Source organism: Flavobacterium sp. ST-158, assembly GCF_058309975.1.
This window is the reverse complement of the sequence record NZ_JBZEEN010000007.1, coordinates 264988-277428: the sequence shown is the minus strand read 5'-3', so window position 1 is coordinate 277428 and position 12441 is coordinate 264988. Positions and strand designations below refer to the sequence as shown.

At 33.9% G+C, this 12441-nt stretch carries 8 protein-coding genes and 1 tRNA gene; 6 read left to right on the top strand and 3 right to left on the bottom strand.

The genetic code is table 11. The features are described from left to right. Positions 1–36 precede the first annotated feature (36 nt). Entirely contained in the window at positions 37–6255 is a 6219-nt protein-coding gene (locus tag AC4FRF_RS12555; RefSeq protein ID WP_491159899.1) for a DUF8693 domain-containing protein, read from the top strand. A gap of 66 nt (positions 6256–6321) precedes the next feature. Here the strand turns inward: AC4FRF_RS12555 and AC4FRF_RS12550 are convergent, their stop codons facing one another. Next, positions 6322–6774, bottom strand: a complete 453-nt coding sequence (locus AC4FRF_RS12550) for a DUF4442 domain-containing protein (RefSeq protein ID WP_491159898.1) — start codon at positions 6772–6774, stop codon at positions 6322–6324. 149 nt (positions 6775–6923) lie between these two features. On the opposite strand from AC4FRF_RS12550, the gene AC4FRF_RS12545 reads away from it, so the two are divergent. The 5 genes from AC4FRF_RS12545 (at position 6924) to AC4FRF_RS12525 (ending at position 11098) form a co-directional block, all read left to right on the top strand. Further along, the gene (locus AC4FRF_RS12545) at positions 6924–7379 is read left to right on the top strand and encodes a DUF4870 domain-containing protein (RefSeq protein WP_491159897.1); all 456 of its coding nucleotides are present in this window, start codon (positions 6924–6926) and stop codon (positions 7377–7379) included. 13 nt (positions 7380–7392) lie between these two features. Beyond that, the gene (locus tag AC4FRF_RS12540; protein WP_491159896.1) at positions 7393–7731 is read left to right on the top strand and encodes a PadR family transcriptional regulator; all 339 of its coding nucleotides are present in this window, start codon (positions 7393–7395) and stop codon (positions 7729–7731) included. Further along, positions 7728–9410 (top strand): PspC domain-containing protein, encoded by a 1683-nt coding sequence (locus tag AC4FRF_RS12535; RefSeq protein WP_491159895.1) that lies wholly within the window; start codon positions 7728–7730, stop codon positions 9408–9410. Before AC4FRF_RS12540 ends, AC4FRF_RS12535 begins: the two co-directional genes overlap by 4 nt. 2 nt (positions 9411–9412) lie before the next feature. After that, positions 9413–10183: a head GIN domain-containing protein gene (locus AC4FRF_RS12530; RefSeq protein WP_491159894.1), complete on the top strand. Its 771-nt coding sequence runs from the start codon at positions 9413–9415 to the stop codon at positions 10181–10183. Positions 10184–10270: 87 nt separating this feature from the next. Beyond that, on the top strand, positions 10271–11098 hold the full coding sequence (locus AC4FRF_RS12525) for a GIN domain-containing protein (protein ID WP_491159893.1): 828 nt from the start codon (positions 10271–10273) through the stop codon (positions 11096–11098). Between the two features lie 86 nt (positions 11099–11184). Here AC4FRF_RS12525 and trxB read toward each other — a convergent pair whose 3' ends face one another. Continuing rightward, the gene (trxB, locus tag AC4FRF_RS12520) at positions 11185–12129 is read right to left on the bottom strand and encodes a thioredoxin-disulfide reductase (RefSeq protein WP_491159892.1); all 945 of its coding nucleotides are present in this window, start codon (positions 12127–12129) and stop codon (positions 11185–11187) included. Between the two features lie 137 nt (positions 12130–12266). Continuing rightward, positions 12267–12344 (bottom strand) — tRNA-Pro (locus tag AC4FRF_RS12515). Positions 12345–12441 lie beyond the last annotated feature (97 nt).

The window sequence follows — 12441 nt, the reverse complement described above, 5'->3', positions numbered from 1 at the left end:
GATAATTGTACTGGAATTACTATTACACAAAATCCTGTGGCAGGAAGTACCCAGGCTGCTGTTCACAACGGAACTATTAATGTAACGGTTACCGCTACCGATGCTGCTGGAAATACCGATTCTAAAGTGGTGGTAATTACAGCTAAAGATACGACCAATCCTGTTTTAACTCCGGAAGCCAATCAAAATGTGACTTTGAATGCCGGTTGTATGGTTACTATTCCTAATTTGGTCGATGCCTCTTCGGCTACCGATAATTGCTCGGGAATTACTATTACACAAAATCCAGTCGCTGGAAGTTCACAAACCACGGTTCACAACGGAACTATTAATGTAACGGTTACCGCTACCGATGCTGCTGGAAATACCGATTCTAAAGTGGTGGTAATTACAGCTAAAGATACGACCAATCCGGTGTTGACTCCGGGAGCGAATCAAAGTGCTAACACAAATTCAGGATTATGTACTGCTACTGTGGCTGTAATCAATGCCATTTTCTCTGATAATTGTTCCGGAGCGACTATTACTTATACACTTAGTGGTGCAACTACTAAAACCTCAACAGTGGGGCAAGTAGGAACTTTTATTTTTAACAAAGGTGTTACTACCATAACTTATGTTGTTACAGATGCCGCTGGAAACACCAATACCGATTCTAAAACCATTACGATTACAGACAACATTAAACCGACTATAACTGCTCCTGCCACAATAAATACAACCACGAATACAGCTTGTACCGCAACAGGAGTTAGTTTAGGCACACCAATAACAGCTGATAATTGTGCTGTTGCATCGGTAACTAACAACCATCCTTCAACTACTTATCCTTTAGGAAACACGACCGTCATATGGACAGTAACTGATACTTCGGGAAATACCGCTACAGCAAATCAAATAGTAACGGTAAAAGATAATATTCCTCCAACAATTATATGCCCTGGAAATATCAGTGCAAATACAAGTGCAAATGGAACAGGAGATTGTTATACTACTGTAAATGTGGGTACGCCAACAACATCCGACAACTGTGGTGTTGCCTCTGTTGTTGCAAAAGTAGCAGGTGTTACAATAAATACAGCTACCTATCAATTTCCTACTGGTTCTACTACCCTAACATGGACTGTAACAGATAATGCAGGCTTAACTACTAGTTGTGACCAAATCATTACTGTAATTGATGATGAAAACCCATCAATTAGCTGTCCAGCAGATCAAAATGTAAATTACGATAACAATTGTCAATACAGTTTACAAGATTATACTGCATTGGCAACCACTTCTGACAACTGTGACAGTAGTTTAACTATTACGCAAAATCCTGCTCCAGGTACTTTAATTTCAGCTTCCTCAACTACTGTAACACTTACTGCAAAAGATGATGCCAACAGAACCACCTCTTGTACATTTAAAGTTACAGCGGTAGATAATACTGCTCCTACCGCAGTTTGTAAAAACTACACAGCTGTATTAAGTAGTAATGGAACCGTTAATGTTGCTGCTTTAAATTTGGATAATGGATCATACGATAATTGCGGAATTGCTAATATGACTATTAATCCTAGTTCTTTTAACTGTAGTAATGTAGGAGATAACTCTGTTACTTTTACTGTTTATGACAATGGTGGTAATAGCAGCAGCTGTAATGCTGTAATAACCGTCGTTGATAATACAGCTCCTACTGTTATTTGTAAAAACTATGTAGTCGTAATTGATGCTATTACCAGAATAGCAACCATAGACGCTTCGGATGTTGACAATGGTTCTAATGATGCCTGCGGAATTGCTTCATTAAGTGTTTATCCAAATCAATTTGCAGATTCGCCTAATATCTACACTACAACAACTACTTTAACGGCTGTAGATGTGAATGGAAATTCAAGCAGTTGTACAGCAACTATTACTGTAGAACCACCCAAAAATCTTTATACCTATTTAACCGGTGAAATTGTTTATCCAGTACCTGATAACCCTCAACCACCAAGTGCATTAGTTGAAGTAACTGCTTGCCCTGGAGGAATTACAACTCCAAAAGACATTCAATTTACCTTACAAGCTATTGGAACTTATAATTTACAAGCTTCAGATGTTTTAAATTGGGAATATTCAGACAACAATGGGGAAACTTGGACTACAATACCTAATACCGCTGGCTTATTAACCTATACTTTAACAGGATTAACTAGTGACACCTTTGTACGATTGAGAATTACAGATGCTGATGATTCTTCACTTATAAAAACATCTGCTGAAGCCTATGCCAGATTCCTTCCTCCTGATGAACCTCCTATTATTGTGAGTCATTCGGCTTTAGACATTTGTTTGGGAGATTCAGTAACTATAAATGCCGAGAGTTTTTACGATCAGCCAGAAGGACAATTTGGTAAAGGAGGTAAATTTAATTACGCACAGCCCGATGGATGGCGTGTAGATGGACTAGATGGCTTCTTCCCTGCCAGTGGAAATACAGGTAGCCAACCAACATGGAAGGAAACCAATTCAAATAGTAATTCAAATACAACATTTAGCGGAATAAATTATGACACTTCCGATAATACTAAATTTGCTATTGCTCATGCTGCGCAAGCCAATACAACCACAACATTAGAAACTCCTGTATTTAGCACCATTGGAATGACTTCTAGTGAAGCTATTTTATCTTTTTATACAGCTTATTATTTCTGTAATGGAGGTTCTGGAAAAATTGAATTATCATTTGATGCTGGTAATACTTATACGGTAACACTTAATACGGTACAAAATGATATTTTAACAGCTGGACATACAACAGGTGTGCATACTAAAGTGGGATCAAATTGCAACAAACAATATCCAGTAGCCGATGCCTTCCGCTATACCTCAATAGACTTAGGCGCCTATGCTGGTCTAGCTGGATTACGTGTTCGATTCACTTTTAATTCAGGTCCAAGTGGGGGTTCTTGCAATAATGTAATATTTCCAAAAGACGCTTCTAATACCTGCTCAACAAATCCAAGTTTTAATGTAGGAAGTGGTTGGGCTATTGACGATGTTGGTTTTGCATTTGCAACTGTTGATGATGAATTAGAATGGACTGACGAAGACGGAAACGTAATAGCCAAAGGTACAACAGCTACTGTTACTCCTACTACGCCTGGTATTAGAGAATACGGTGTAACTACTTTAGTAAATGGTTGTAGAACTGATAATGACTCCGGAACTAACTTTGTTAATGTAAACACTAGTTTAGCCTATGCTGGAGAAGACTATACTCCACTTGCTAGTAATTGTGGTGAAAATGCAATCCAATTAAACGCTTATGACAATACTAAATCGGCTGTAACAAATTATAACAAAGGAGCTTGGAAAACAAATCTCTACACTGTTCCTGATACAGCTTCTGGCGATACAGATTATCCTGGAACTGGAATTACAGGAACATGGTCTATAACTTCTGCTAGTTACTCTTCCTGTGGAAATTCAGCTACTTTCTCTAGCGCGACTGATCCTGATGCTATTTTCACAGCTGACCCAGGTAATTACTCCTTAAGATGGACCCTATCAAATGGCTGTTTTGATGATGTAAACATTACTGTTATTGATTGTAAATCAGTAGATTTTGATGGTACTAATGACTATGTATCTTTCAAAGACAATTACAACCTAAACAGTAATTTTAGCATTGAAATATGGGTAAAAGCCAATGCTGTGAATGGTACACGAACAATAATTTCGAGAAAAGATGCAGCAGACAATACTAAAGGTTATGACTTAAGCATAATAAACGGACAAGTTCAGTTTAACTGGTATAATAGTTCTGGAGCAAACAGTATAACAACTGGAAGTTATTCTATTAGCACTGATAGATGGTATCATTTGGCGATTACTTTTGATGGAGTAACTTATAAATTGTACGTGGATGGTTTAGAATTAGCTTCTAAAAATGGAGCAGCTCCAGCAACAACCTCCAGCTCGGTCGAAGCACTTTTAGGTGCTATGGATCAAACCTCTACAAACATTCCTACTAACTATTTTAATGGCTGGGTGGATGAAGTAAAAATTTGGAGCAAAGCCCTAGAGATTGAACAAATACGTCAAATGATGAATCAGGAAATTGATGCTTCGGGGACTGATGTTGGTGGTGTTGTGATTCCAACTAAAATTTATGGAACAGATACAGATCAAAACAGCATTGAAGACAATCCATTATTATGGAGTGACCTTACCGGCTATTATCGTATGAATACCAATTGCGGTGATTTAACCGCCTACAAAGGAGTTAGTGGTCGACTTCACAATATCAATTCCAGCGAACAACAAACTGCCCCTATTCCCTATACTTCAAGAGTTTCAAACCAAAGCTGGGATACTGATAATACTTGGACTAATTATGATGTTTGGGATGTCCCAAATAGTTTAGGGATAAACAATCAGCCTATCAATTGGAATATTGTAAAAATCAATCATAAAATAACTGAAAACACTCAAGATTTAACCTTACTTGGACTGATTGTTATGTCAAATGAACTGGTGATTACAAATTCAGGCACACAAGACGAAAATAATCTTGGACACGGTTTGTGGATTACTCATTATTTAAAATTAGATGGTAAAATTGATTTAGTGGGTGAATCACAATTGATTCAAAAACGATACAATACAAATCAATTCAACGAAAGCGTATTTGAAGAAAGCAGCACTGGATATATTGAACGTGACCAACAAGGAAAACAAAATAGTTTTAATTATAATTACTGGTCTTCGCCTGTTAGCAATCGTGGAGCAGCTAATAACTCCTCTTATTCTATGTCAAATATTTTAAGAGACGGAACTGATTCTGCCAATCCTAAAACCATCACTTTTGGTGACGGAGCATATTTTGCCGATGGTGCACTGACAAGTCCAATTAAAATAAGTAATCGATGGATTTGGACTTATAGTTCTTTAACACCTGCTTCTAATTCAAATTGGGATAACTATTGGCAATGGCAATATAAAGCTAGTACAGGACTTATAGCCGTAGCTGATGGATTTACCATGAAAGGAAGTGGAGGTACTGCTCCTTTAACCGCTTCTCAAAATTATGTATTCACTGGAAAACCTAATTCAGGGACTATCAATAAGTTCATTGCAATAGATCAAACCTACTTAATAGGAAATCCATATCCAAGTGCTTTAGATGCTGATGAATTTATAAAAGACAACCTAAAAGATTGTACTGGCTGTAGAGGAACTACTAATACTTTTGGTGGAGCCTTATATTTCTGGGATCATTTTGGATTATCTAACAATCATATATTGGCGGAATATGAAGGAGGTTATGCAACTTATACACTAACAGGTGGAGTGGCTGCTGTAGCTGATGATCCACTTAATGTAAACAATGGAGCAACAGGTACTAAAATCCCACAACGTTATATCCCTGTTGGACAAGCTTTCTTTATAGATGCTCCTTCAAGTAGTAGCGCTCTAGGAGGTACATTTTCATTTAAAAACAGTCAACGTGCCTTTGTTAGAGAAGCTTCTGGTAATTCTATTTTCATGAAAAAGGTCAATGATAAAAATTCTTTTGCCGCAAAAGAAACTGTAGATAAACGAATGAAAATCAGACTCGGATTTGATTCTCCTATTGGGTATCACAGACAAATATTAGTAGGTACCGATCCTAATACGACTAATAAATTTGATTTAGGTTACGATGCCAAAATGATCGAAATCAAAGGCAATGATATGTATTGGGAATTGGAAAACTTACCATTAATCATTCAAGGAATTCCAAATTTTGATACCGACCAAATTATTCCTTTTGGAATAAAAATTACTGATGAAGGAAAAGCAATTATTAAAATTGATGCCTTAGAAAATGTACCTAATAGTCTTGATATTTATATATTCGATAATGCTACAAAAATCTATCATGATTTGAGAAAAGATGTTTTTGAAATTTCACTTGCTGCAGGAGAATACAACAACCGATTCTCATTACAATTTGTAAACAAAACCTATAGCATCAATGATACCAATGTAAATAACGGAATTATCTGTTACTACACTAATGAAAATCAGATGTTAAATATCAAAAACTACTTTTACGATGTAAACATAGAAGCAGTTACATTATTCAATATTGCCAAACAAAAAATTGGCACTTGGAAAATTACAGATGAAGAACAAAATTTCATTCAAATCCCAATAAATCATGTAAGTACTGCAGTTTATATTGTATCAATTAAAACAGATAAAGGTGAGTTTAGCCAAAAAATAATTATCAAATAACAGCAAATCCAAACCCTAAACCAAGAAACACTTTCATAAATCTTTTTTCATGAAAGTGTTTTTTATTTATTTCAACTTAATAGTCCATTCAAAATCCATCTTGGATACTTCTTCTCCATTTTCATTGGTGCCAATGGATTGTAGCCAAAAAGTTTGCCCTTCACCTGTTGCTATCGTTTTCTGTATTGCTGTTTTTATTTCATTCACATTCTGGCATACAAAAGTAATTCGACCTGTTGCTTTTTTGGAAAAAACACTCTTATTACTAGCCACCAACATTGCTATATTCCGTTTACTTTCTTGGATATGAAGCATTACTAATGCGCCTGTTGTCAATTCAGCTGCCATTGCTTGTACCGCAAAATACATGGAACGAAACGGATTTTGATTAATCCATCGGTGTTTTACGGATACTACACATTTTTCAAATACTATCGATTTTACTCGTACCCCACAAATATAAGCCGACGGCAATTTAAATAGTAAAAATCGATTAAGATTAGTCGCAGTAAGTTTCATTTCTTTGGTTTTAAAACTAATATACAAAATATTACAGAACTCCTAACGGAATTATATTCGTTAATTTTATGTTAATTTTAAGTACTTTGCAATACATAATACCTGCTTTAATACATATATTTGTATAAGAAATTACTAGAATCAAAAAAATGGAAACCAAAAACGACAAAACAATAGCGGCCTTAACCCATTTAAGCGCACTATTACAGTACTTTATCCCTTTTGGGAATTTTATTTTTCCAATCATCATCTGGAGTAGTAAAAAAGAAAAATCTGAATTGATTGATTATCATGGCAAACAAATAATTAATTTTCAACTGAGTTTATTTATCTATTCCCTACTATTTGCTCTGATTGCAATTCCAGCATTTTCAACTGCTATTTTTAGTAGTATGGATTGGACTGAATTATTAAATAATCATGATTTTTTCTGGAACAAGATAAATTTTGCAGACAACATCAGTATTATAACCATAGGAATTATAAGTGTACTGTTATTTTTTATTTTAAAAATAATCGAATTCTTCTTGATTATAATAGCCGCTATAAATGCCTCAAACGGAGAAAAATACGAGTATCCTTTGACAATTAACTTTATTAAGTAAAAACAGTTACATTATGAACATTGAAAACACAAAAGCCCAGATGCGTAAAGGTGTTCTCGAGTTTTGCATCTTGTCTGTATTAAAACAAAAAGATGCCTATACCTCCGAAATATTAGAAACATTAAAAGACGCAAAACTATTAGTCGTAGAAGGAACTATCTATCCTTTACTAACACGATTAAAAAATGATGGATTACTAACTTACCGATGGGAAGAATCTACTTCAGGACCACCGAGAAAATATTATGGTTTAACCGAAAATGGACAAATTTTTCTAAACGAACTTAATGGTACATGGACCGAATTATCCAATGCCGTAAATCTAATCACAAATCAAAAAACAGAGTCATGAACAAAACTGTAAACATAAATCTAGGCGGGGTATTTTTTCACATTGACGAAGATGCATACCAAAAACTTTCACGCTATTTTGACGCTATAAAACGCTCTCTTTCTAATTCATCGGGTCAAGATGAAATCATCAAAGATATCGAAATGAGGATTGCTGAATTATTGAATGAAAAACAAAAAAGCGATAAACATGTAGTAGGCCTTAAAGAAGTAGATGAAATTATTTCTATCATGGGACAACCTGAGGATTATATCATTGAAGACGAACCTAAAACGTTTAAAAATCAAGAACAAGCCAACATTAACTACAAATCAAAAAAATTATATCGCGACAGTGACGGAATGATTGGCGGTGTAGCTTCAGGTTTAAGTTACTATTTTGGTATAGACGTAGTTTGGATTCGCATTTTATTAGTACTACTTGTATTTGCAGGATTTGGAACAGGAATTATTGCCTATATCATTCTTTGGATTGTAACTCCAGAAGCGCGTACTACATCAGAAAAATTAGAAATGACAGGAGAACCTGTTAATATTTCGAATATTGAAAAAAAAGTTAGAGAAGAATTCGAAACAGTTTCAGAAAAAATCAAGAATGCTGATTACGATAAATACGGAAATCAAATAAAAAAAGGCGCTAATAGAGTGGGAAACTCATTAGGAAATTTTATTATAAGTGTTTTTAAAATCATCGCTAAATTTATTGGTGTTTTTTTAATCATCGCCGGATTAGCAACTTTGACAATTTTACTCATTGGCGTTTTTACTTTAGGAACTAATACTTTTATCCATTTTCCTTGGCAAGGATTTATAGAAACAGGCAATTTTACTGAATACCCTGTTTGGGTTTTCGGTTTACTAATGTTTTTTGCAGCAGGAATCCCCTTCTTCTTTCTAACTTTATTAGGATTTAAATTGTTGGCTCCTAACACAAAATCAATAGGTCCAATTGCTAAATATACCTTATTAGCAATCTGGATTATAGCCATCGCTTTAGCTACTTCTTTAGGAATAAAACAAGCTTCAGCTTTTGCAATGGATGGTCGTGCTGCCAAAAAAGAAACGATAAATATTCCTTTAAAAGATACTCTAACAATAAAATTTAAATACAACGATTACTTTGCTAGAGACATATACGATCGCTCTGAATTTAAAATCACAACAGATTCTATCAACAATGATATTATTTTTTCTAATGAAGTTCACTTTAGAATAAAAAAATCAAACGAAAATTACAGTTATATTCAAATTGAAAAAAACGCCAGAGGTAAATCGTTTTCTGAAGCTAGAAAAAATGCAGAAAAAATCCAATATCAGTATAAAATTGTTGGAAACCAACTGATTTTTGATAATTATTTAATTACCGATTTGAAAAACAAATTCAGAAATCAACGAATAGAAATTATCTTATTTTTAACCGAAGGAACCATTTTTAAAATAGATGAAACAGTTCAAAATTATGACCGTTCTGACAATGATTTCTTTGATTTAGATTACGACACCTACGAACCTGTCTACAGAGTAGAGCATTCATCGACTGTTTGTTTAAATTGTATTTCTCATGATACCGATACTAACGAAAGCGCTTCCGAAAACCAAACATCAGACACAATTAACAAAAAAACTACTATTCAAGAATTAAAAATAAACAAAGACGGAATTATCATTAAAACAAAATAGTTATGCAAAAAACAAAATTCAGCAAATACATTTTGTTCGCTTTTGTAACGATTGTTACAAGCTCTTGTATGAATTATGAAAAAAATGAAACCATCAAATTTAGAGGAAACATAACCAATGAATCCAGACATATTGACAAAAAATTCAATAAAATCAATGTAAGCGATGGCATCACTTTAATCATAAAACAATCGGATGATACTGAAGTTATTGTAATAAGCAATAAGGGGTTCAACAAAGAAATCCAAACAGAAGTGAAAAATGGAACTTTGTACATCTCTAACAACACATACAAAACTAGTTTTTCTCTATTTGGCTATAAAAAAAGTACAACAAGAGAAGCTGAAACTAAAAAAGTATTGATTCGCATACCTATAATAAAGGCATTAGAAACAAATTCTGCATCAAGAATTGAAAGCAAAGGAATCTTAAAAGGAGATGCTATTTCTTTAAAATCATCTAGCGCAAGTAAAATAAAACTAAATCTAGAATATGAAAAAATAGAAGCCGAATCTAACAGTGCTAGCAAAATTGAACTAAAAGGAATGGCATTAGATTTTAATGCAAATGCATCTAGTGCAAGCAAAATTGATACTGAAGATTTATTAGTTAATTCCATAAATGCAGAATCCTCAAGTGGTTCCAAAATAATCATTTACCCTACTGTAAGTCTAAATGCAACTGCTAATAGTGGTGGTAAAATAGAATACAAAAACAGCCCTAAACACATTGAAAAAACAATGAATTCAGGCGGAAACATCGAACAAAATTAATACTAAATTCTCTTAAAAAAATCAGAAATCGCCCGCTTTTGGTAGGCGATTTCTTTATATTTGTACACAACATAAATGAACATGAATATGAAAAAAATTAGCATCTTACTTCTGGCATTTTTATCTACAACAATTATTTTGGCTCAAAAAAAAGATAAAATCAGTGGCTCAAAAACAGTAACTACAAAACAAAAAAACATACATAATTTTTCAGCTATTGAAGTCGAAGATAATCTAGAAGTTTCCTTAGAACGAGGTGAATTTCCTGATATTAAAATTGAAGCCGATGACAACCTTATTGATGTAATTGATATTGATGTCACCGAAAACGTGTTACATCTTTCAACCTCAAAAAGAGTGGTAAAAAGTAAATCTTTAAAAATAAAAGTGACTTACACAGCACTATTAAATTCAATTACATCTAAAAATAATGCTGTTGTAAATGTAATTCAAGAAATACTTAGCGACAATTTTACGGTAAAAACATTTGATGATTCTAAAATTTTAATGAATGCCAACACGAAAAACTTTGCTTTACAAGCCGATGGCGATTCTGAAATAGAATTGAACCTAAAAAGTGAGAAAACAAAAATCGAGTTAACAAAAGATGCCGAATTAAAATCATTAATAACAACTGATGATTTAGCTTTAGACATGTATCAAAAAACGAAAGCTAAAATAGAAGGAGAAGCTAACACTAGCCTTATTCGACTAGAAAATAATTCTGATCTTGACGCAAGCAAATTAGAAATAAAAAGCATTGAATTAATCACTGAAGGGCAAAGTAAAAGTAGTGTAAATGCTAAAAAAGACATTATTATTAATGCCAGCGAAAAATCGGAAACAGAACTTTATGGTGAAGCCAAAATTGAAATGAATAAATTTAGCGATAAAGCCAAGCTTTCTAAAAAATAAAATTTTTCACATAGTTAAGTCATAAAAAAAATAGGCTGTTTCTTGTTAGAAACAGCCTATTTTTTTTTTATATAATTTATTACTAATTATTTAGCTGCCAAGTATCTTTCAGCATCTAAAGCCGCCATACAACCTGTACCTGCAGCAGTAATAGCTTGACGATATACATGATCCGCAGCATCTCCAGCAACAAAAACCCCTTCTACATTCGTTTTAGAAGTCCCTGGAGTATTGATAATATAACCTGTTTCGTCTAAATTTAGGTAATCTTTAAAAATATCAGTATTTGGTTTATGACCAATGGCCACAAAGAAACCAGTAGCAGGAATATCAAAAACCTCTCCTGTAGTTTTGTTTTTAGCTTTAACCGCTTCTACCACTTGCTCGTCTCCTAATACTTCAACAGTATCATGATTCATTAAAATAGTAATATTTTCGGTTTTACGAACACGTTCTTCCATGATTTTAGAAGCTCTAAACTTATCGCTTCTTACTAACATAGTTACCTTTTTACAAAGTTTAGATAAATAATGCGCTTCCTCACAAGCTGAATCCCCTGCTCCAACGATTACCACTTCTTGATTTCTATAGAAAAATCCATCACAAACTGCACAAGCAGAAACACCACCGCCCATTTTTAAATAATGTTGTTCAGAAGGCAATCCTAAATATTTAGCAGAAGCACCTGTAGAAATAATTACAGTTTCACAATTCAATTCGATTGTATCATTAATCCAAACTTTATGAATATCACCAGAAAAATCTACTTTAGTAGCCCATCCATCACGAATATCAGCTCCAAAACGCTCTGCTTGTTTTTGCAATTGTATCATCATTTCCGGTCCTGTTACACCATCTACATAGCCTGGGAAATTTTCTACTTCGTTAGTAGTAGTCAATTGTCCACCTGGTTGCATTCCTTGGTACAATACTGGATTCATGTTAGCTCTAGCTGCATAAATAGCAGCAGTATAACCCGCAGGCCCAGAACCTATAATAAGACATTTTATTTTTTCGATTGTATCAGACATAATTATTATGGTTTAATTTTAAAAACAGCACAAAAATAAGTTTTTATTATTGGAAAACTAGATTTGAATTATCAGTTTTTATTATCCTAAAATAGATAAATAAAAAAACCTTCCTGAAGAAACAGAAAGGTTTTGTTTGGTCGGGGTGGCAGGATTCGAACCTGCGGCCTCCTGCTCCCAAAGCAGGCGCGATAACCGGGCTACGCTACACCCCGGTAACGCGGCTGCAAATATACAACTCTTTTTTTCTTTTACAAACAATTATCAAAAATTAAATAAAAATTTAAAAAAAGGGTGTTTTTATGTATAAAA

What these genes read in the sequence shown, in the direction of transcription:
- AC4FRF_RS12550 (WP_491159898.1), bottom strand. Translation starts at nt 6,774, where the DNA reads ATGAAACTTACTGCGACTAATCTTAATCGATTTTTACTATTTAAATTG.
- AC4FRF_RS12535 (WP_491159895.1), top strand. Translation starts at nt 7,728, where the DNA reads ATGAACAAAACTGTAAACATAAATCTAGGCGGGGTATTTTTTCACATT.
- AC4FRF_RS12530 (WP_491159894.1), top strand. Translation starts at nt 9,413, where the DNA reads ATGCAAAAAACAAAATTCAGCAAATACATTTTGTTCGCTTTTGTAACG.
- AC4FRF_RS12545 (WP_491159897.1), top strand. Translation starts at nt 6,924, where the DNA reads ATGGAAACCAAAAACGACAAAACAATAGCGGCCTTAACCCATTTAAGC.
- AC4FRF_RS12540 (WP_491159896.1), top strand. Translation starts at nt 7,393, where the DNA reads ATGAACATTGAAAACACAAAAGCCCAGATGCGTAAAGGTGTTCTCGAG.
- AC4FRF_RS12525 (WP_491159893.1), top strand. Translation starts at nt 10,271, where the DNA reads ATGAAAAAAATTAGCATCTTACTTCTGGCATTTTTATCTACAACAATT.
- trxB (WP_491159892.1), bottom strand. Translation starts at nt 12,129, where the DNA reads ATGTCTGATACAATCGAAAAAATAAAATGTCTTATTATAGGTTCTGGG.